Consider the following 22,668-nt stretch of genomic DNA (forward strand, 5'->3'; position numbering starts at 1 on the left):
TGGCTATTTAATTGATTGAATGATGAATAGACCCGCGAATTTTCCCGAACTCTCAGCTTATTTAGTAGAAAATATCCCTCTCAAGGATTTATCTCCTCAAGAAACCCTTAAAAGTAGCATCTTTATCACCGCTAGATACCGAACGGGTTCTACTTATTTATACTCATTGTTTTCTAGCTTAGCAAATACTGCAACTTTTTATGAGCCTTTAAATTATCACTTAATTGATAATTTAGATAAAGATGACCGGCAAACTCAACAAGACAAATTACAATTTGCTCATACCCTGAAGGGGGGTTACCTTGCTGATTATCAATTCCTGGATAGAAAAAAATTAATCAAATATTTTCGTCGAGAGTTTAATCTTACCCATATTGTCATGTCGGCAACAGAGCAAAGTGATGAATTAAAAGACTACATCCACTTTCTCCTTTCTACTTATCCTCCAAAATTAAAAGTTTTACAATTCAATCGCATTGATTTTCGCTTACCTTGGTTGAAATTCAATTTTCCCCAAGCTTTGATTGTTAATCTCAGACGAAATCCTCGTGATATCTATGCTTCTTTTGTCGGAATGTTTTTGAGAAAAAATCCTGGCAAACCTCAAGTTAATCTAGAAAATGGTGTAGAAACAACGATCGACGATGTGGGGTTAAATGAAGAATTAGATGCCCTGAGTCGAGTTTTTGCTCTTCAGTCTCTCACTGAGAACCTCAATAGTTATCAAAAAATTTATCTACTTAACCAGTTAAGTAATCGATGGGCAGATTTGTTTGCCGACTTAGTCGTTGAGTATGAGTCGTTAATTAAAGCTCCGATTGCAGTCATAACGGAAATTATTTCTTATCTACCGACTTGGGAACCTAACTTCGATCGTGAATTTATAGAAGCCAAGAAAAATCGAATTAACGTTTGGCAAGAGTACCATCCTAATTCTTGGTTTAAAAATAACGAGATTGTGTGTGATGAATTAATCGAGCAACTCTTTTCAAAGCTTGCTTAACGTTTGTCATCTAAGAACCGCTTATCTGGGAATAGGAAATATAAAAATATTCAGGATTGGCAGAGTAATCAAAAGAGCATTCTTTTAGTGTTTTTTTCCAAGTCATAAAATGGAGATACATAATCTCATCTTGACGATTATTTTGCTCGCCTCGATCGTACAATTTGCCTTGCTCCCAGTACCATCTATTTGTGAATTCGCCTAGAATGGATGGAGTATCGTTGACTGGACGATCGAAATTGAGGAGAAATTTTGGCCAATACACTCTTAATGAGTTCTGATTCGCCAAAGCTCTAACAAGATCGGTCATTTCGTGTTCGTCAGAGATAAATACTTTCTCGGATTGCAATATCGTTTGATAATTGGGATGTTGAGTAAAAAGAGTTTCGATCGAGGGATTATTTCTATACAGTGTAAAATGACCGCATAAATTCTGTTTCCTGGCTGAAATGATATCGTGATTTAAGAGGATATCATCAGTGATAAATTCTCGGATTTGCCCCCAAATAATATCAACATCGCAGTGACCCCAAAAATCATATTTTTTAATGTATTCTGAAAAAATAAGACCGTAGCAAGGTTTAAAATCACAGAGTTTATAAGGTTGAATTAGTTTTATCTGATAGCCTATTTTTTTCGTTGCTAATAAATTAAATTTTTCAGCTGTAAAAGAAATAAAATTAACATTATCGATCGTTATTTCTGGCACTGGACAATCAGTAAAAAACAACCAATCTATCTTGTGATTATACTTGCACGATTGTAAGAAAGCCGGAAACCAGACAGGCCACTGTCCAAAGTAGACTACTATGAGTACAATTTTCATTTTTTTTCAACCAGCAACGACAGGTAAAATGAGTACTTCATTTCATGAAGTTTGTGAGGTTGGATAAATCTTTGAAAGCTTGACTCTAGTATCGTCTATACGAAATCGCCAATCCACACTCACGCTTGTTTCCATTACGATCGCTTTCCCAAACCGAAACCTCCGGTTTGAGAGTGTTCATATCGTTTCAAGTGCTTTGAAGGTCGCGGGGTTGATACAATCCTAAACGGAGGACATCGAGGATTCTGATCGACCAGTAAATTGCACCGAAAAATAAGAGGCTATGTTCTGGAACTGTACCAGCGATCGAAACTCGAAGAATGCCGATGACTAATAGAATTAATAGGAAAATATGCGATCGACAATAGCGAAGATACGATTGATATTGAGCGGTTTTTCGGGTGACAACATATTGAGGCTTTTTATCTTTCCCATTCACAATCGCGACCCAAATCATTTTTAGATTAGCAAATAGCAAGGCAAATTCAAGAGTTTTGTGTTTCCATCCAAAAACTATGTTTCCTTTAAGATTCAATAACTCAAAAGCAGCAATAGCGGCGATGGCGATAAAGGTAATGGGTGGCACCGTGAGAAACATCGGTTGACCGACAATTAAAGAAATCGCGATCGCGATATTTAATAGAAAAATAGAGGTTGGGTATAGTAGTTCTTTAAGACCTTTAGTACAGAAAGCTAACCGTTGTTGGAAATTGAGTCCTGACAAATCCCCAAAAAACACTAATCGCAAGGCATCTAAAGACCAAACCGAACGTTGTTTCAAAAAATTTTCTAAATCGGTGACGGGTGCTTGAGTCGCAACCCCAATAACATCTAGTGCTTGGGAAGTCCAACCTTTTTGAAGAATACGAACGGTTGTTGTGACATCTTCAACCATATTCCAAGCATCAAATCCACCTGCCTCTACCAGTGCTTTCTGACGATAAATAGCACCCGAACCTAACGAAAAGACACCACCTAGAGTAATTTTTCCCGGTAAAACATAAGATTGTAAAAAAACTTCTCGAGTATCAAATGGATCGGATTCATCTATGAGTTCTGTTTCTTTATAAGTTTGCACTAAACCGACAGTAGGACGATCCATTAAATAGGTCGTACACTTTCTCAAAAACTGAGGATCGCCGACACAATCGTCACAATCTCGCGTTTCTATATATTCTATATGGGGAAAACGATGGCAGATTTCCATCCAAGCTGCATTGAGAGCTCCTGCTTTCGCTTCACCTTGACGATCGGGAGAACTTTTAGAGGGTGGTAAAATGTGATAACAGGAAAGTTGGGGATAAGCAGACTGGATGACAGTTGTTAATGTGGCGATATCTTCTCGGTGAGCATCATTGGCCACGAACAGCTTAATTTTATCAATAGGATAATCCTGCTGAATGATGCTATCTAGAGTCTCTTTCAAAAAATGAATATCTTCATTATAAATCGGAATAATGACGGCAACTTCTGGCGTTTCAGAACTTAAGCGATCGACTCCGATGGGATTGGTGGTATGGAGATTGACAATGATAAAATAAGTAAAAAATATAGCTCCAACGATTATACCAAATCCGCAGAAATAGGCGAATAGGGAATAGTAAATGTTAAGATAATGCAAACTTTTAAAAGTTGCTAAGACTAGAAATGCGATCGCCGCTATACCTACAATTTTGAGCAGCGAATTATAAACTAGTTGCTTCATTTTATCGTTATTATTTTTATATAATTAACAGACTTATCGTTCAAATATTATTAGTTGTAATATCCATAAAAATCTGAAAGACTTTCAAAGAGTGTTATGGATTTGACGATCGATATCGATCCTGAAGTCACTAGATTTCGGGTTCACGTTCTATTCGTTCGTGGGTTCAAATAGAATTCGATCGAGTGTAACAAAGACGATCGATATCGAAAACTTGGATGAAATCGGGTCTCTGTGAAGGGAGTCTCAAAAACGATCGTCCTGATTCAAGCAGAAACCCGTTTCTTGATGTTGTCAGATTGACGAGATCGATCGCCTATCGTTTAGTAAATTGACATGGCATAACTGGAACTGTTTCCAGTTGACAACTTGTGAGATTCATAACCTTGAAGGGGCGGATTAAAGACACAAATCAAACGCATCTGAGTTTTTGCCCGCAAATAATGGGCTTCCCGTCGATTCAAAGCATACATCGTACCCGGTTGAATCGCATAGATCGTGCCATCGACTTCGACTTCCCCTTCGCCTTCAATGCAATAGCAAGCTTCTAGATGATTGGTGTATTGTAAAAACGATTCCGTTCCCGCCTCAATGATGGTATCGGTTAGGGAATAGCCCATGCCATCTTTGGCGATGAGAAATCTGCGACTTTGCCCGTTGCCCCAGGCGACATCGCGTTCTGAGTCGATCAGTTGGCTGAGTTTTCGGATAATCACGATCGTTTACTCCTAAAAGATATTAGAAAAATTGAATGAGTCTTGACGATTTACAGGACTCTTTAAACTTCATGAAAAAGTTTAATTGCAGGCAATCGTTGCTAATTTTCCCGAAACATAGAGATACTCTGAAAGAACATTATGAAAGTGAGAAATTCCCAATTCATGTTCTTCTGCAAGTTGGGAAACTTGATATGCCCGGGAATGAATTCCGGTTTGAATTTTCCGGCAAATTGAAAAATCTTCTTCCATTAAAGTATCAAATCCCTGACGAAACTGTGGCGATTGACACGGAACACCAGAAAATTGCTCCGGAGATTGATAAATAATAATCTCCACTCTTGTATGTCCTGCATCTAAGGGAATTAGATGAAAGACAGAGAGGAAGTTTTTGTGCGGGTTGAGCATCATATTGGGAAAGATATATCCCTGATAAGATACTTTTCCAGCTTCTGAAAAACTGGTGAAAAATTCTCCTCCCCGATCGGTAGTATAAGGAACTTCAATTCGGAGATGACGACCTGTGGGAATACTGCGGATATTGTCACCGTCATAAACCGTACCAAATCCTTGACTGTGGACGGTTTCAAAATGATAATCTTCGACGTAATTTTCCACAATCAACTTCCAGTTAATGGGTTGGTCGTAGAACCATCGATCGACTTCTCGTAAAGACATCCAATCTCGATCGTACTGTTCCAAGAAAGCCGGCATCCCTGCTAAATAATCTTTTAGGGACTCTCCTTGGGCATCGGAATTGACAAAAATAAATCCACCCCAGGTTTCAACTCTAGCTGGAAGTAGCTGAATTTGAGATTTATCGAGGTTGGGAAACAGCTTCGGTTTGCTGATTCCTAGAAGCTTTCCATCTAAACCATAGGTCCAGGCATGATACGGACAAGTGATTTTGTGACGATCGCAATGACCTTGCCCTTCTAATAACTGAGCACCTCGATGCGGACAAATATTGTGCATTGCTTTGAGAGAGCCATCAACATCTCGCACGACGAAAATCGGCTCTTCTCCGAGGGTATATGTGAGGTAATCACCGGGTTCGGCAAGAGTTTCCTGCCGACCCACCAATTGCCAGGTTCGATGCCAAATCGTTTTGAGTTCTCGGGCAAAGATTTGAGGATCTGTATAATAGTTTCCCGGAAGTCCCAAGTTCTGGGTTTGTAGGATCATATTGGCTCTCCTTTGAACTCTATTGTTTAACAATCAAGTCAACGGAACTTAAAGAGGGTTGTCTATTGATTGGGTCGTCGACGAGCTGGAAATACTCACAGACAATCCTAAAATTACGATACAAAATGCCAGTAAATTCGAAAGACTTAACGCTTCCGAAAACATTATCCAGGCGATGAAAGCCGTCGTAAACGGTGTTACCAAAAAAACCAGAGAAACTAATCCCGAAGAAAACCGCTTGAGGCTGTACAACAGAAGTCCTTGAGCCAGCAAACCGGAAACGGACATACTCACAATGGCAATCCAACTTTGCCAGGAATTTGGAAACAGGCTTTGTCGATCGAACGCCACAACAATCAACGTTAAGGGCGTTCCGCAAGCAAAACATCCCAAGAGTACTGTTTGGGCCTTCAAGTGAGTGCGAAGTTGTTCGACACCCAGGAGATAGGATGCGAGTAGAAGTGCTGAGAGTAGGGCGAGACCATCGCCTTGTAAGGTCTCCATTCCGATGTGAAAGTCATTGAAGCCAAGGACGAACAATCCCGAAATCGCGATCGCGCATCCGAGCAGAAAACGCCGATTAAAGTCTTGTTTAAACAAAAGCCAGCCCCCGAAGACCGCGAAAAGCGGGGTGAGATTATTAATGAGTTCGCAATTGGCAACCGTTGTTCTCATTAAAGACCCGGCTAAAGTGAGCAGCATACCGGCCAAAAAAGTGCCTGAGATCGCCAAGAGCATCCAGATGGATCGGGAGCCAGTGGGTGGCCCGGATAAGGGTTGAGAGGACGTTGGTTTCTGCGTCAGTTGACGATAAACACGCATCCCCCCAATTCCCAACCCGAGTATCAGGGTGCTGAGAAAAAAGCGATCGAAAATCGTCGTTTCCGGGCTAATTTCCATGGCTCCCCATTTCGTGAGTGCTGGAACCCAAGAAAAGGCGAGCGGAGCACCTAACAAGGAAACAAACGCCCAAAAATCTTCCGATCCGATCGGCAATTTAGGGGGTGGAGCCTCGGAGATCGCCGAGATCTTGGGAGGAAGATTCACGATTTCGCGTTTCGATTCCATGAGGATTACAGCGATCGAATTTGAGCTTTCGCTTCAGGTAAAAAGACATCCTCAAAATCGATGAAACGATTTTTATAGCACCAGCTACATTCTTTAAAATAGGGTGCCCCCTCGCAACGACTGGTGAGATGTTCCTGGCGTAACGTTTGCCATTTCTCCCCATTCCAGACTTCGTCAAACGAGGATTCGTCAATATGACCGAGATGGTAAATTTCCGAACCCGTGCCAATCAAATGATCGCAGAAGCCAATATACCCGTCGTATTTAAACGAGACATAACTCCAGGGATGCAAGCAAGCGGCGGTATCGTCGGGCTTTTGGGGGATGCTCCCCACCGTTGTCGAGGCGTTCACTCTGACTCCATGCAGCCGACTGCGCTCCTGCATTCCCTTGAGAGCAAGATCGACCTCGGCATCGCGCTCGTGCAAACTCAAGGGTGAATCGGGAGATGCGTGAACGCTGGCTAAGCGAATTTCGCCAATGCCGATATCTGCGGCAAAATCCACCAGATCCGGTAAAGATTCTAAGGCGGGACGCTGCACGGTGGTGGTGAGATTGAGTCGCTCCGTGGACCCCCAGCGTTGGTGATAACCCGCAGCTAACTTTCTCAGGTTTCGCTCTACTTTGCCCAAGTTGCCGCCACGACGCAAACTTGCAAAGATTTCCGGATCGGGACTATCCACGGAAATGGAAAGATAACAGCCTTTTTCAATTAGCAAATCGAGGATCTCATCCCGTTGGAAAGACATATTGCTCACAAGGCGAATTGCCACGCCATAGTCCGATGCCACTTCAATGTATTTGGCAATCTGTGGCAAGATTAGGCTTTCGCCATCTCCACGCAAATCGACCATTTCTGCGGTGGGAAAAAGTTCTCGAGCAATTCGGTGATAAACATCTTCCGACATCATCCGAGAGGTAATGGGGATGACTTCAGGACGGCACATCGAACAGTGCAAGTTGCAGCCCTGAGTTAATTCCACCATGACATACAGCGGACGGCTTTGGAGATGGGTTTTGCCCTGGCGATATTCTTCGAGATTCAAAACCCGATTTTCTTCGCGAGTTAATATGTGGTTTTCCCGACACAACATAGTCGTAATGCTCCCTCTTCGATCGATTTAGTTCAATGAATTTAGACACAAATTAACGCGAAACGTCTAAGTCGGCAAAGGGACTTTCTTTGCCACTGTAGTCGCTTTCCATACTCACGTACCAATCCTGTTTCTTGAAGATGCCTAGCCCGCCATCACCGGTCTCTCCTTCTTCATTGGGATGGAATTTTTGCTGCTCGAAGACTGAGTTATAGCAACCTTCTTTAATGGCGGAATCCGGTAGTTTTTCAATGGGTTTGTATTGGTGATGTTCTTGTCCTTCCACCCAAAACGGTGCATTGGAAACAGCATTGTAATGGCAATGAACCACGGTGCGCGTTTCGCTCGTAAGATTGGGACCCGAACAGTGCAAGGTATTGCCGTGGAAGAACATCACATCCCCCGGTTCCATCTCGCAATCGACGACCTCTAGGCGCTTGAGAATTTCTTTGACCCGCTTGGGATCGGCAAATACCGCTTGATCTCCCCGACCCATATCAAATCGGCTGGCTAGATGAGATCCTTTGACCATTTGAATACAACCATTTTCTTTGGTATTCGCTGTAATCGCGATCGTGCAGGTTGCAAAGTGAGGAAACAGACAGCCATTGTGATACCAGAACGCACAATCTTGATGCCAATCGACAGTTCCTTCACTGTAGGGATCTTTCTTGAGAATTTTGGAATGCCAGTGATAACATTCTTCGCCCAATACTGCCTCAGATCCGTCTACCACGCGAGCGATTCTGGGTAAAACACCGAGATAGGTTTCTTCTAAATCCGTCCAAGTGGTCACTTTATAAATTTTGCCGAAACTATCAAGAATTTTGGTTTGATAGCCCATGACACTAGGATCTTGCTCGCAGGCTTGACGCAGGGGTTCAATTTCATCAATATCGAAAAAATTTCGAATGATGAGAAAGCCATCTTTGTGATACCGAGCAATTTGTTCTGGGGACAAAGGACGAGTTGTTTTGACTTTCGTGTCAATTTGATTCATAAAATATCCGAGAGTTGAGTTGGTTTATTCTAAGAACAGAGATGAACGAATCGATCTATTGAAATCGCAAGATCCAAAGCTCGCTCGATCTTGATTTAAGCAATTCGTTTTTTTGATATTTTTAGAGTGGAAATTCTTATCTAAAAGAATATCAAATTTTTAGTCACTTTTTCGTTTCATTTTATTATTTTTTTAGTTCATATCTCCCCTGTTTTTTTTACACTTGCACGCCAAATTGACACAAACATTTTAAATGTTCGCGTTAATTTTTTGCAGTTTTAATCTTTTAGATCGACTCCCAGACCAATGTTGAGTTGCCGAGCGAGAATTTGTACGTGAGGTTCCTTGACCATCGTGAAATGATTGCCGGGAACTTGATGAAGTTCGATCGGTTGAGTTGACCGCTCAGACCAACCCCAAGTCCGATCGCACTCGGTGGCCGCAGCATCGGGGAGAAAGTCGAACTGACCGATGTCTGTCGCTCTCAACAAAGTAATGGGAATGTTAATTTTCTGCGGGATATAGGCGGTATCCGCGATCGTGTTGCTGCGATACACGGAGAAAATTTGTTGCAGTTCGCTCCAAGTCAGCTTCTGACCATTTTGTTGTAATTGCTCGAATAACAAGTGAAGTCGATCGTCTGTATCTAATTCCTGCAAATTTTCCAGATCGAGCTTAAATTCTTCACCACGACTTCCTGCATAAATTTCTGCCAATTGAATGATGTATTGCGGATCGTCCCAGTCCTCGAGTGCCCGATCTCGACCGGCCAAGACTGCCGAAATATCCAGAATCGCGAGGAACGACACGGTTTCTCCCCGTTCTTGGAGTTGTCGAGCCATCTCAAACGCCACTTTTCCGCCAAAAGAATGCCCGGCCAAGTGATAGGGACCTTGCGGTTGAATCGCTTGGATGGCTTGAATTTGCTGCGAGGCAATTTCCGCCATCGAGGTTAATGGTGTCTCTCCCGGCATTAACCCGTACGATCGCAGTCCGTAGAGGGGTCGCTCCGGGTTCAGATAGCGTGCCAAACCATAAAAATCGAACACGCTGCCCAAAATGCCCGCAACGCAGAATAACGGCAATTTGGTCCCCTCCGGTTGAATGGCGATCGCCGTAGAACGCTCTCCAGTCTTCAATTCATCGCTCTTGCCGTTATTCTGGGCAACCCCATCGGCATCTGGGATCTCAACCCATTCCTCCAAAACATAATCCACCAGTGCGTCGATCGTCGGACGTTCGAAGAGCAATGCCGAACTCAACGAAAGTCCCAAACTCGATTGCACCAAACTCAAAAATTCGATCGCCATCAGAGAATCGAGTCCTAAATCCACCAAGCGTTTCTCTGTGGGCACTCGGGCGGCAGTATCCGTCCCCAGAATTTTGGCCGCTTGGGTTTGTAGGTGAGTTTTGAGGCTCGCTGTGCGCTCCTCAACCGGCAACTTCTGTAAGGATTGGCGAAACTCTCGCGGATCTAGATGTCCCCGATCTTGTGTGCCCCGGTCTTGTGCGGGGTCGTACACCTCACCGAACAAGGGTGGAATCGTCCCGCTCCTCTCGAAGAAACGCGACCAATCGATCGGCATGACCCCCACCTGTACCGCTGAGCGTTGGAGAAGTTGCTCGAGGATCTGCAAACCCGCTTCCGGTGGAATACTGTCTTCACCTTTTTCCCGGAGACGATCGTTGAGTTGCAATGCCGCAGTCATCCCCACTTCCTCCCAAGGGCCCCAATTAATACTTAAACCCGGTCGCCCTTGGCTGCGTCGATAAGCCGCCAGAGCGTCGAGAAAGGCATTGGCCGCCCCATAGTTAGCCTGTCCGGGGGCACCCAACACAGAAGCACTCGAAGAAAACAACACGAAGAAATCTAACGGCTGGTTCTGGGTGAATGCATGAAGATTCCATGCCCCTTGCACCTTGGGTGCCATCACCCGTGCAAACCGCTCCCAGGTTTGTTGTTGCAGCACGCCATCCTCCAACACCCCGGCGGCGTGGATAATACCGAATAAAGGAGGAGCGGCGATCGCTAAATCAGCAAACACGGCCCTCATCTGCGACTCATCGGATACATCCGCACGCAGGCACGTGACGCTTGCGCCGGTGCCCTCGAGTTCTTCAATTTGAGGGGCGATCGCGGCGGTTGCCCCCTGGCGTCCCATTAAAATCAGATGACGCGCCCCCTTCTCCACCAACCAGCGGGCAACCCGCAATCCCAAGCCTCCCATTCCTCCGGTAATTAAATAGCTGCCATCGGCCCGCACGATCGTCGATGGGGCGGTGGGGAACGCCAACACGATCTTGCCGATATGTTTGGCTTGTTGCATGGTGCGAAACGCACGAATGGCTGACTGGAGGGGAAAGACGGTTTTCGGCAGGGGTTTGAGTTGGTGGTTTTCCACTTGCCGCACCAGGTGGCGCAGCATCTGCTGAACTTTCGGGGCTTGTTCCCGACAGGCTTGGGTGGTGTCGATCTTGAAGTAGGAGACATCCGATCGCACCCGTGCCATTTCCTCCAGACTCCAGATGTCGCGTTTGGCCAGTTCGAGAAAGCGCCCGTTTTTGGCGAGTACGCTGACGCTTTTGGCAATGAAGCCCTCTCCCGTCAGGGAGTTGAGGATGATGTCGACTCCCTGCCCGTCTGTTCGTGCCATAATTTCCTCGGCAAAGTCGAGGGTGCGGGAGTTCATCACCGCTCTCACCCCCAGAGCTTCCAAGGCGTGCCACTTGCTCGGACTGGCGGTGGCATAGACTTCGGCCCCGGCTTGAACGGCCAATTGTACGGCCGCTTGACCGACGCCACCGGAGCCGGCGTGAATCAGCACGCGATCGCCCGGTGCGATCGCCGCTAGGTGATGTAAGCTCCAGTAAGCGGTTAAGAAGGATTCCGGGAGGGTGGCCGCCTCTTCAAAGGTACAGTTAGCGGGCTTGGGCACGACGAGGTTGGCATCCACCGTCACGTATTGACTGAAACTCCCCGAGGCGATCGCCATTACCGCATCGCCAATTTCCAATCCCGTAACCCCCGCTCCTTTGGCTGCGATTTCCCCGGCACATTCAATCCCCAAAGGAGGTTGGCCCGGATACAGTCCCAAGACATTGAGGACATCGATAAAGTTCAGTCCGGCTGCGCCTACGCGAATTTCCACTTCCCCAGGGGCGGGAGGTTGGCGATCGCAAGCTTGGATCTCCAGGCGATCGGGGGTTCCTCGCTCGGCGACGTTCAAGGCAAAGGGGCGATCGTCGCCGACTGGCAATTCGATTTCTCCATCGGACGCCGCAGCGGTTTGACGGCGCACCAATCTCGCCACGTAGCGGGTGCCCCGACCCAAGGCTATTTGGTCTTCGATGGATTCGGCAGACTGAAGCGGGAAGACTTCTGCGAATAAGGCCTGCGCTAAGTCGAACGCGGGCACCGTCGGATCTAAATTGACCCGAATCACCCGCAGATCGGGATGTTCTAAGGGAATGGTTTGAGCCATGCCCCACATCAAGGATGAGGTTAACCCCGGCACCGATGGTTCTAGAATGCCGGGACACCCTTTGGCAATCGCCCAGATCGGGGGTAGGGGGAGGCGACGATCGAGCGCAGTCTGCACTAAATGCAGCAGACTCCCACAACTGAGTAACGCTTCGTTCTCCAGTGTTTGGGCGGTTAAGGTGTCCGGTTGCTCCCACCCCCAAGCATGGACGATGCCGTCAATGGGGGGTAGAGATGCCCAAAGCTGCCCAAACTGTTCGACGACGCCGGGATTCAGGCGGTATTCGTTCGGACCGATCGCTTCATAGGTTTGACCGGGAAAGACCAGAGTGCAAGTTTCCCCCCGATCGCGCAACAAAGATGCTAAGTGTTCGATCGAGTCAGAGCGATCGGCAAAGAGCAACCAATGGCGAGATTGGGGGGGGTGGAGGTCTTGAGTGAGGGGCGATCGGTTTTGCTCGCGCCATACCACCTCATAAAGCCAATCCGTCTCGGGGTTCTCCGTCTTGCCGAGCATGGTTTGACGGCGCACCCGTCTCAATTGCAACCCGGTCATTTGGGCGATCGGCTCTCCTTGGAGATCGAACAAGGTCAGGTCCGCTTCGAGGGTTTCCGGGCGATCGGACTGGGGTGGGTGCAGTCGGGCATCGCACCACATCTGAGAACTGGGTTGACCGAACCTCTGCACGGTTTTAACGAAGACCGGAACGTAGGTTTCTTCTCGTTCTTCTAAGAGCGTGGCATCTAACACTTGCAAACAGGTGTCGAGCAACACCGGATGAAGCTGATAACCCTCGAGATCCGCAGCTACCGCTTCTGGGAGGACGATGTAACCCAAGGCACGGTCTCGATCGCGCCACACTCGCTCGACCGCGTGAAAACTGGGACCGTAGTCAATTTGCTGTTGTTGAAACTTTTTGTAGAGGCGATCGACGGGAATTTCTTCTGCCATCTGCTGCTGTAGTGCTGGCAAATTGACGGTTTCGGGTTTGACGGTTTCTTCTAAAAATATCTTCCCCGTGGCATGGAGGTTCCAAGTCTGCATATCCCCCGACCCTTGAGAAGATAGGTCGAGGCTAAAAATCTCAAACCGGTAAGCCTTATCCGCTTCCGATTGCAACACCATCTGGAGGGGCAAGGCTTCCCCGGACTCCGGAATTTCGAGCGCCTTCTGGACGGTAACGCCTTCTAGCCGACAAGGTCGATCCGATCGGCTCGCTCCGGCAGCTAGGGCCATTTCCAAATAGGCCGTTCCCGGCAAAATGGTGGTGGCAAACACGCGATGATCTCCCAGCCATGCAGGAAACTGTTGGCTGACTTGTCCTTGGAAGCGGATCTCGCGAGTGCCCGCTAAAGACAGAGGTATCCCCAAGAGTGGATGCTCTTGACCCTGTGGTTTACCCGGTGCGGGGGCTGGGGTTGCCAGAAAGCGCCCGGTGGGTTGCTTCGAGGGTTCGACCCAATACCGACGGCGTTGGAAGGCATAGGTGGGGAGATGCACCCGTTGCCGCCAGAAGTCTCGATCGAAGCCTTGCCAATCGACGCTGTAGCCTTGTTGGTATAGCTCGGCTAAACTCGTCAGTAGGGTTTGCCAATCTCCTCGTTCGGGATCTAAGCTCGAAAGCCACAATCTAGAAGAATTTCCCGGATCGCACCGGCGGCCCATATTTAACAAGGTGGGTTTGGGTCCGATTTCGACAAAGGTCTCTACGTCCTGTTGTCTGAGGCGTTCCATGCTGCGAGCAAATCGGACGGGTTCGCAGATATGGTCGCACCAATATTCTGGAGTGGCAACTGCCTCTGTGATGAGTTCTCCGGTGACATTGCTCACCAGAGGAATTTGTGGGGGCGAAAAGCGGATCTCGCGAGCCACCCGCTCGAATTGAGCCAGCATGGGCTGCATTAAGGGTGAGTGAAAGGCATGGGAGACTTTGAGTTTCTTGGTTTTAATCTCGCGATCGTCTAATATCTGACAGATTGCACCGATGGCATCTCGCGCCCCGGAAATGACTAAACTCTGCGGTCCGTTAATCGCGGCGATCGACACCTGTTGGCTGTAGGAACTCACAATCGATCGCACCGTGGACTCAGACGCTAACACCGCCACCATCTCCCCGTCTTGGGGCAAGGCTTGCATCAAACTGCTGCGGTAGGCAATCAGCTTCAACCCATCTTCTAAGCTAAAGACCCCGGCCAGAGACGCCGCCACATATTCCCCCACACTATGGCCCATCACCACATCCGGTTCGATGCCCCAAGCTTTCCAGAGCTGCGCTAAAGCATATTCAATGGCAAACAGAGCGGGTTGGGTGTAAGCGGTGTTATCTAATTCCGACTGTCGATCGCCATAGAGAATGTCGAGTAAGGAAATGTCTCGATAGTCCTTCAAAATGTCGGCACAGCGATCCAACATTTTCCGAAACTCGGGCTGTGTCTGGTAGAGTTGGCGACCCATATTCCCGTACTGGGCACCTTGTCCGGTAAACAGAAAGCCGATTTTCCCCGGATTTCCCCCATGGAGTTCCGGTTCGGATAAGAACCCTTGCAATTGCGAGGTCAATTGCTCGTGAGAGTCTGCCACCAGTGCCAATCGATACCCGAACTGGTGGCGTCCCGTATTGGCACTGAAGCAAATATCTCCCAAAGGGATCTCGCGATGGGTGTCGAGATAGTCTGCATATCGTCGAGCCAAGTCTTGAAGGGCGGTCTCTGTTTTGGCACTGAGGGTCAACAGGTGGAGGGATCGATCGGCAACACTGGGTTTGCGCGCGATCTCAGGGGCGGCTTCTAAAACCAGATGGCAGTTCGTCCCACCCATCCCAAAGGAACTCACCCCGGCACGAGGGGGGATGCCCTCCGTGTTCCAGGGAGCCAGTTCGGTATTGACGTAAAAGGGGGTCTTGGTAAAGTCGATATTCGGATTCGGTCGGCTAAAATTCAAGCTGGGGGGAATCAGGCGATGTTTGAGGGCGAGTACCGTCTTAATCAGTCCGGCAATACCGGCCGCATCATCTAGATGTCCGATATTGGTTTTGACAGAACCAATGGCACAAAACCCCGTTTTGTCCGTGGGTTCGGACGTACTTTGACCAAATGCCTCGCTCAGAGCGGTGACTTCAATGGGATCGCCCAAAGCCGTGCCCGTACCGTGTGCTTCCACGTAGCCGATCGTACTCGCGTCGATTCTGGATACGGCTAAGGCTTCCGAAATGGCAGCCACCTGTCCGCGAACGCTCGGTGCGGTGTAGCTCATCTTGTCGGCCCCGTCGTTATTCACGGCCGACCCTTTGATGACGGCGTAAATGGAATCGCCATCGGCCACTGCTTTCTTGAGTAATTTGAGAACGACCACACCGGCACCGTTGCCGAAAACCGTGCCTCGAGCCTCGGCATCGAAGGCACGACAATGCCCGTCGGGTGACAAAATCATGCCTTCTCGATAGAGATAGCCGATGCGATGGGGAACGAAGATCGAAACCCCCCCGGCTAAGGCAACATCGCATTCACCGAAATACAAACTTTGACTGGCTAAATGCACTGCCACCAATGAGGTGGAGCAGGTGGTTTGGACGTTAACACTCGGTCCGCTTAAACCGAGTTTGAAGGACACCCGCATGGGTAAATGATCGGAGTTGTTCCCCTGCTCGATATGCAAGTCGCTCGCCGCTCTAAACAGACGATGGTTGAGGAAGGGCCGCTGGGGGGAAAACCCCCGACTGGGACAGACGTTATTAATCAGATAGGTACTCGAACTCGATCCGGCATATACCCCCACTAACTCTTGATGAAGTTGGGGGTTGTAGCCCGCGTTCTCCAAGGCTTCCCAGGCACATTCGAGGAAAATTCGCTGTTGGGGATCGATAATCTCGGCTTCTTTGGCACTGTAGCCGAAGAAGTCGGCATCAAACTCGTCGATATTGGAGAGTACTGCCCCGGCTTTGACGTAATTGGGACGATCGACCAGACTCGGATCGACTAAGTCGAGATCGGAGTCGGAAAAAAAGGAGATCGATTCGACTCCGTTGCACAAGTTTTTCCAGAATTGGTCAATATTCTCAGCACCGGGAAAGCGACAAGACATACCGACAATGGCAATATCTGATTCGCTAAATTCTTGGGGGGAAAGGGGGTCTGCAAGACAACTCATCAATTCTGAATTCCTATCTAAATTCCTATAAAAGGGAGAAACTTAATTTCAAAATCGAAAGTGATATTAAAAGTTACATCGATCGAGTTTGGGAAAGCTCGTCAACTCTGCGAAACGGAGCTGCAAGTTGCCCGACGATCGATGGGGGAAGTTGCTCGGAATCGTTTAACCCAAACTGCCAATCCCGCGAACTGCCACGAGGTTTTTCAAAGGTTCCAAATAGCACGTCCCAGAAGGGAAAAACATCGGCGAGGTTTGCGTTGGGGCGGCAATGTAGGGTGTGATGCCAAGCATGAAAATTAGGAGTTGCGATCAGATAAGCCCACCACGGAAAAGTCTGGGTTGTATTGGGAAAGTCCACATTAAAGTGGGGAAGAATTCCGCCAAATACCATCCGAATACTTAGACCGAGAGCTAATGCTGTCGGTGTCACGCCCAGAAGATAGGCTAGGCCGATATCAGAGGTCCAATGACCTAGGTTAAATACGGGATGATCTCGACTACCGGTAATGCAGTTGAGTTTCGTGACGCCGTGATGAATTTTATGAAATCGCCAAAAAAACTTCGACGAGTGGTCCAGTCTATGAAAAGAATACCGTTTTAAGTCTTCGAGAACTAAATAAGTTACAGTTTGTAATAATAGCGGCGTTCCCCAAGCTGTCAACCCCCAGTTTTGAGTTCCCGAGGGAAATTTGTCGAGCAGAACGCTAAAGAGAAATGCTTGCAAGGCGATGGCGATCGTTCCGGAAAAGGCACTAATCCCCAAGGTGAGCAAAATTTCCTCCGATGCCCAATTTATCGCCTGTCGAAACCACAGTAATTCAAGGAAAAGACCGAGGGTTAAAATACCGACGCGCACCCAATCTTGGAGAAAAATTGCGATTGTTATTAGTACGAAAAATCCAGTGAAGCTCAGCCAGACAACCCCAGGTTTCGATTTTTCAGATATCCATTCGCCCAGGAGACAGATCGCGAAGAGGCAAGCTAGTAGTAGAAAATTAATCAGGATTTCACCTGTGAAAGAAATCGCCATCAATCCTATGTTTTCGATCTATGTTTTAGAGTGTTCCAGTTGACGCTCGCGATGGGATTGCCGGAGTTGCCGTTGAGCTCGAGCGGCACGAAAAGAACGATGTCCGCAAGAACCCCCGAGAGGAATGATTTGAGAACGTTCGAGTTCCCCATCGAAGTGTTGGGCTAAGGTTTCGATCGTCGGATATTGAAATAAAGTGGCGATGGCATTGAGGCGATCGCCAAAAATTTCCGTCAGTTGTTCGTAGGCGTGCAGTAGTAATAAAGAGGTTCCACCGGCCTCAAAAAAATGGAGATCGACGCCGATCTCGTCTAACTGCAATACCTCCCGCCAAACTCGAGCGATCAGTCGTTCGGTTTCCGTTCGCGGCAGTACTCCTTTGGCATTCGCGAGTCCGAGCGATCTCTTGGGGATGGGTAAATTTTGCCGATCCAATTTGCCAGTGGGAGTTAGCGGCATTTGCTCGAGAAATGCAAAGACCGTCGGCACCATGTACTCGGGCAAACCATCCCGTAGATAATCCGACAGGGCTAATTCCAACTCCGTCGTTTTCGTCTGGCTCGAAGGGATGATGTAGGCAACTAACCGCTTGAGATCGGGTACATCTTCTCGCAGAATGACCGCACTCTCTTGAACCATCGGATGTTGGGCTAATAATCCCTCTATTTCGCCGAGTTCGATGCGGAACCCGCGCAGTTTCACTTGACGATCGGCACGTCCGAGGTGTTGAAGGTTGCCATCGGGAAGATAGCGAGCTAAATCTCCTGTTTTATAGAGACGACCCTCACCGAAGGGATTGGCAATAAACCGCTCCTGAGTTAAATCCGGACGGTTGAGATAGCCTCGGGCAATTCCCACGCCACCCACATACAATTCACCGGTATTCCCCAGGGGAACGGGCTGCTGCCGATCGTCTAAAAGATAAATTTGAATGTTGTCGATTGCCCGACCGATGGGTGGAAGGGTCTCCCACTCCTCGATTGCTTCGGGCAGGGTAAAAGCCGTCACATCTTGGCACTCGGTTGAACCGTAATGATTGTGCAGCGTTGCTCCGATTTGCTCGAAGAATTGCGCGATATTCGGGAGAATTTGTAATTGTTCTCCGGCCGTCATCACCTCCCGAATCTGGGTTGGCAACGACATTCGGGTTGCCACACGAGCTAATTGTTGAAGAGCGGTAAACGGCAAATACAGCTTTTCAATTCCCTGCGTTGAAATCACCTGAAAAAGCTCGTCCGGATTGCGTCGCTGCTCTTCAGAAATTAAGACTAAAGTCCCCCCGGAACACCAGGTCGAAAACATTTCATGAAAGGAGATATCAAAGCTCAGGGGCGCAAATTGCAGGGTTTTAGCACCGGCAATCCGACATTGCAAATGCCAGTCGATCAGGTTCGCTAACCCCCCATGTTCCATCATCACCCCTTTGGGTTTACCAGTGGAACCGGAGGTGTAGAGAACGTAGGCTAAGTTTTGACGCTCGATCCCGCTGTCAGGATTCTCTCGGGAGAAGGATTCGAGGCTTTCGGATACCCCATCGAGTTCGACAATTGGGTATCCTTCCCAAACTGGGGACAAGACTGAATTGTCCGTTCGCAACTGTGCCGTTGTGAGTAGTAAACTCACTCGGGAGTCAGCAAGCATATAGGCCAGGCGATCGCTTGGATAAGATGGATCGAACGGTACGTAGGCACCTCCGGCTTTGAGAACCGCTAAGAGCGCCACCACCATCATCACCGATCGCTCGACACAAATCCCGACTAAGGTTTCAGGTTCAACGCCCAATGTTTTGAGGTAATGGGCGAGTTGATTGGCTTGTCGATTGAGCTGCTGGTAAGTCAATTGTTGGCGATCGAAGACCACGGCAACTCGATCGGGGGTTTGTCGAACTTGTTCCTCAAACCACTCGTGAATGCTGCGAGGCCAACAATCCGTAACGGTATTGTTCGAGTCAACTAAAAGCCGATGACGATCGGTTTCGCTAAGCACGGATAATTGAGCCATGGATGAATCATGAGTTCAAATAAACGACGTATATTTATTAACAGTTTGACTATTAATACTATTAATTATTTGCTTTCAACATACTGGCAAATACGTCAAGGAAAGCATTGTAATCGTAAAAACTTCCCTAAAAAATCAAATTTGTTAACAAAACTCCATATAGTTCGGATGTTTTGCAGTGGTTGGGAAGTACGGTGCTTGCTAATTCGATGGTTTGGATTTCGGATTAGTCCGAACCCCAGACAATCTTACCCAATTCCCCGTTTTTGTCAACCCCTTGAGTGGTAACGGTTTCAGGTAGTAATCAGCCAGATCGCAGAAGCTACGAGATAAATTGCACCCAGAAAGTTCTTTTCTTCGCTCGCTTATCATAGCGAGTGACGATCGCCCCTTTTTTTTATCTAAATTCCGGATTGTATTTCGTGCTGCTTGTCATAATTTCGATCGAACTTTACCTTACAAGTACATCTGAAACTTGAGGACTCATGCAGGTTTATCTCAACAATAGAAAACGTGCTGAACAATATGAATTGTCCCTTCGCCAAAACAATGTCACCCTAAATAAGTGCAACTTCAGCCGAACATCGCCATGACTGCTTCTACTATTCCCCATCGCTGGCACTTCTGGATCGATCGGGGAGGAACCTTTACCGATATTGTTGCCCGATCGCCCCAAGGCAACATTCGCATTCACAAACTCCTTTCCGAAAATCCCGATCGCTACGAAGATGCTGCCGTTCAGGGGATTCGCGACATCCTTGGAATTGATGCCGATGCCCCCATCCCCGCCGATGCCATTGCCGAAGTGCGCATGGGAACCACCGTCGCCACCAACGCCCTATTAGAACGTAAAGGCGATCGCACTGTCCTGGTTATCACTAAAGGATTCCGGGATGCCTTGCGGATTGGCTATCAAAACCGCCCCAATATTTTCGCCCGCCACATCGTTTTACCGGAGATGCTGTACGATCGAGCGATCGAAGCGGACGAACGCTACCGCGCTGACGGGGAAGAATTGCGCCCCCTCACCGATAGCTATATCGAGGAGTTGCAACAAGCCTACGACGACGGTATCCGCAGTTGCGCGATCGTCTTCATGCACGGTTACCGCTACCCCCACCACGAACGGGAAGTGGCCCGAGTTGCCCGCGACATTGGCTTTACCCAAGTTTGTGCCTCCCACGAAGTCAGCCCCCTGATGAAACTCGTCAGTCGCGGCGACACTACCGTCGTCGATGCTTATTTATCGCCGATTTTGCGAAGATATGTCGATCGGGTGAGTGGCAAGTTAAAGGGAATGGGGAATGGGGAATGGGGAATGGGGAATGGGGAGTTAGATCCCCCCCAACCCCCCTTATCGAAGGGGGGAGAAGGATGCGAGGGTGAAGCCTTATCGAAGGGGGGAGAAGGATGCGAGGGTGAAGCCTTATCGAAGGGGGGAGAAGGATGCGAGGGTGAAGCCTTAACCAAGGGGAGAGAAAGATCTGAGGGAGAAGGATGCGGGAAGGTGAAACTCTCGTTCATGCAATCCAATGGCGGACTTGCCCCAGCCGAGAGTTTCCAGGGCAAAGATAGCATCCTTTCCGGACCGGCTGGCGGCATTGTCGGGGCGGTACAAACCAGTCGTCGGGCGGGATTTTACAAGATTATCGGCTTCGATATGGGAGGAACCTCGACCGATGTCGCCCACTATGCCGGGGAAGAAACCGGGGCAGTTGAATACGAACGGGAACTGGAAACGGAGATCGCCGGGGTGAGACTGCGAACGCCGATGATGGCGATTCATACCGTGGCGGCTGGGGGCGGTTCGATTTTGGTCTTCGATGGGGCGCGATACCGAGTGGGGCCCGAGTCTGCGGGGGCGAATCCCGGGCCGGCCTGTTACCGCAATAGTGGGCCGCTGACGGTGACGGATTGTAACGTGATGTTGGGGCGGATTCAACCGCAGTTCTTCCCTTCGGTGTTTGGCAAAAACGGGGATTTGCCCTTGGATGGGGAGGTGGTTCGGCAGAAGTTCGAGGCATTAGCATTCCAGATTCGGCAGGCGACGGGGGATGCGCGGACACCGGAACAGGTGGCGGCCGGATTTCGATCGATTGCCGTGGATAATATGGCGAATGCGATTAAAAAGGTATCCCTACAACGGGGGTACGATGTTTCCGAATATACTCTCTGTTGCTTTGGTGGGGCGGGGGGACAACACGCCTGTTCGATCGCCGATGCGTTGGGGATGAAGCAGGTGTTTATTCATCCTTATGCGGGGGTTCTCTCGGCTTACGGCATGGGTTTGGCAGATGTGCGATCGCTCTCGGAACGCTCGATCGAAGCGGAACTGACACCAGAGTTGGTAGCAGAATTAGCCGATCGATTGACTCAAATGTCCGATCGTTCTCGCACTGAGTTTTCCGCCGATACCCAACTGGAATTCATCCAAAAAGTTTATCTCAAATATCAAGGAACAGATTCGACGCTGACGGTTGATTTTGCGGAAGTTGAGGCGATGAAACAGGAATTCGATCGCATTCACCAACAACGCTACGGATTTTTGATGGCGGACAAACCGTTGGTGGTGGAAACCATTTCTCTCGAAACCGTCGCCCGTAACTTTACCCCCTCTGAACCCCAGCGAGATCGCACCTCTGATACCCCGCCAAAATCGATCGCCACCGTCACCACCTATACTGAGGAAACTTGGCAAGAAACTCCCGTATTTCGCCGCGACGATTTGCAACCGGGCGATCGCATTTCCGGTCCGGCATTGATTATCGAAACGACGGGAACGAATTCGATCGAACCCAGTTGGGAAGCGACCCTCACCCAACAGAATCATCTGATTTTATCGAAAGTGGCTGCATCGTCTTCCCAAAAACAACAAATCCCAAATTCCAACGAAATCGTCGATCCGGTGATGTTGGAAATATTCAATAACCTGTTTCGATCGATTGCCGAACAAATGGGAATTGCCCTGCAAAATACCAGCACTTCCGTCAATATTAAAGAACGCCTCGATTTTTCCTGTGCGATCTTCGATCGAGATGGAGAACTCGTTGCCAATGCCCCCCATATTCCCGTGCATTTAGGGTCGATGAGTGAAAGCGTTCGCAGCTTAATTGATTCGATCGATTCTGCCGAAAATTCCAACACCCTAAATCCCGGCGATGTCTTCGTTTTAAATAACCCCTACAACGGCGGTACGCACCTCCCAGATATCACCGTCATCACCCCGGTTTTTGCCGAGAAGTCTCCAGTTTCCCCTTCTCCGCGTCCCTGCGTCCCCGCGTCCTCCCATCTGCCGTTTGCGTGTTCGTCTGAGGTCGATTAGATTCGTAGAGAACTCAGCTTCGCAGTGTTAAAGAGAGTCTATTCCCATGTCAACTGCTGTCGTTACGCCTAAAAAAACTGACAATCA

General features: G+C 48.5%; 11 protein-coding genes and 1 pseudogene. 2 read left to right on the forward strand and 10 right to left on the reverse strand.

Annotated features, from left to right (window positions below):
• The first annotated feature begins 19 nt into the window (after positions 1 to 19).
• On the forward strand, positions 20 to 1,003 hold the full coding sequence (locus tag AC2215_RS27245) for a sulfotransferase (protein ID WP_486813184.1): 984 nt from the start codon (positions 20 to 22) through the stop codon (positions 1,001 to 1,003).
• A 10-nt stretch (positions 1,004 to 1,013) separates the two neighbouring features.
• Here AC2215_RS27245 and AC2215_RS27250 read toward each other — a convergent pair whose 3' ends face one another.
• From AC2215_RS27250 to AC2215_RS27295, 10 genes are all read right to left on the reverse strand, one after another.
• Positions 1,014 to 1,829: a DUF6625 family protein gene (locus AC2215_RS27250; protein ID WP_486813185.1), complete on the reverse strand. Its 816-nt coding sequence runs from the start codon at positions 1,827 to 1,829 to the stop codon at positions 1,014 to 1,016.
• A gap of 187 nt (positions 1,830 to 2,016) precedes the next feature.
• Positions 2,017 to 3,534: a glycosyltransferase gene (locus tag AC2215_RS27255; protein ID WP_486813186.1), complete on the reverse strand. Its 1,518-nt coding sequence runs from the start codon at positions 3,532 to 3,534 to the stop codon at positions 2,017 to 2,019.
• A gap of 323 nt (positions 3,535 to 3,857) precedes the next feature.
• On the reverse strand, positions 3,858 to 4,250 hold the full coding sequence (locus tag AC2215_RS27260; RefSeq protein ID WP_486813187.1) for an ectoine synthase: 393 nt from the start codon (positions 4,248 to 4,250) through the stop codon (positions 3,858 to 3,860).
• 81 nt (positions 4,251 to 4,331) lie between these two features.
• Positions 4,332 to 5,435, reverse strand: a complete 1,104-nt coding sequence (locus AC2215_RS27265; protein WP_486813188.1) for an aromatic ring-hydroxylating oxygenase subunit alpha — start codon at positions 5,433 to 5,435, stop codon at positions 4,332 to 4,334.
• A 48-nt stretch (positions 5,436 to 5,483) separates the two neighbouring features.
• Positions 5,484 to 6,503 carry a DMT family transporter gene (locus AC2215_RS27270; protein WP_486813189.1) on the reverse strand — a complete coding sequence of 340 codons (1,020 nt, stop codon included), beginning with the start codon at positions 6,501 to 6,503 and terminating at the stop codon, positions 5,484 to 5,486.
• Between the two features lie 5 nt (positions 6,504 to 6,508).
• Positions 6,509 to 7,597, reverse strand: a complete 1,089-nt coding sequence (locus AC2215_RS27275; protein ID WP_486813190.1) for a radical SAM protein — start codon at positions 7,595 to 7,597, stop codon at positions 6,509 to 6,511.
• 52 nt (positions 7,598 to 7,649) lie between these two features.
• Complete coding sequence (locus AC2215_RS27280) at positions 7,650 to 8,597, reverse strand: phytanoyl-CoA dioxygenase family protein (protein ID WP_486813191.1); 948 nt, start codon at positions 8,595 to 8,597, stop codon at positions 7,650 to 7,652.
• 278 nt (positions 8,598 to 8,875) lie between these two features.
• Complete coding sequence (locus AC2215_RS27285) at positions 8,876 to 16,225, reverse strand: SDR family NAD(P)-dependent oxidoreductase (protein WP_486813192.1); 7,350 nt, start codon at positions 16,223 to 16,225, stop codon at positions 8,876 to 8,878.
• Between the two features lie 73 nt (positions 16,226 to 16,298).
• On the reverse strand, positions 16,299 to 17,084 hold the full coding sequence (locus tag AC2215_RS27290; RefSeq protein WP_486813193.1) for a sterol desaturase family protein: 786 nt from the start codon (positions 17,082 to 17,084) through the stop codon (positions 16,299 to 16,301).
• 192 nt (positions 17,085 to 17,276) lie between these two features.
• On the reverse strand, positions 17,277 to 19,259 hold the full coding sequence (locus AC2215_RS27295; RefSeq protein WP_486813194.1) for a non-ribosomal peptide synthetase: 1,983 nt from the start codon (positions 19,257 to 19,259) through the stop codon (positions 17,277 to 17,279).
• Between the two features lie 589 nt (positions 19,260 to 19,848).
• On the opposite strand from AC2215_RS27295, the pseudogene AC2215_RS27300 reads away from it, so the two are divergent.
• Positions 19,849 to 22,491, forward strand: a pseudogene (locus AC2215_RS27300) (hydantoinase/oxoprolinase family protein); the annotation flags it as partial.
• Between the last annotated feature and the right edge of the window lie 177 nt (positions 22,492 to 22,668).

The sequence above is a fragment of the Zarconia sp. genome (assembly GCF_057467645.1).

Bases quoted from the DNA above. Each gene is read 5' to 3' on its own strand.
- AC2215_RS27245 (WP_486813184.1), top strand. From the start codon at position 20: ATGATGAATAGACCCGCGAATTTTCCCGAACTCTCAGCTTATTTAGTA.
- AC2215_RS27250 (WP_486813185.1), bottom strand. From the start codon at position 1,829: ATGAAAATTGTACTCATAGTAGTCTACTTTGGACAGTGGCCTGTCTGG.
- AC2215_RS27255 (WP_486813186.1), bottom strand. From the start codon at position 3,534: ATGAAGCAACTAGTTTATAATTCGCTGCTCAAAATTGTAGGTATAGCG.
- AC2215_RS27265 (WP_486813188.1), bottom strand. From the start codon at position 5,435: ATGATCCTACAAACCCAGAACTTGGGACTTCCGGGAAACTATTATACA.
- AC2215_RS27270 (WP_486813189.1), bottom strand. From the start codon at position 6,503: ATGGAATCGAAACGCGAAATCGTGAATCTTCCTCCCAAGATCTCGGCG.
- AC2215_RS27275 (WP_486813190.1), bottom strand. From the start codon at position 7,597: ATGTTGTGTCGGGAAAACCACATATTAACTCGCGAAGAAAATCGGGTT.
- AC2215_RS27280 (WP_486813191.1), bottom strand. From the start codon at position 8,597: ATGAATCAAATTGACACGAAAGTCAAAACAACTCGTCCTTTGTCCCCA.
- AC2215_RS27285 (WP_486813192.1), bottom strand. From the start codon at position 16,225: ATGAGTTGTCTTGCAGACCCCCTTTCCCCCCAAGAATTTAGCGAATCA.
- AC2215_RS27295 (WP_486813194.1), bottom strand. From the start codon at position 19,259: ATGGCTCAATTATCCGTGCTTAGCGAAACCGATCGTCATCGGCTTTTA.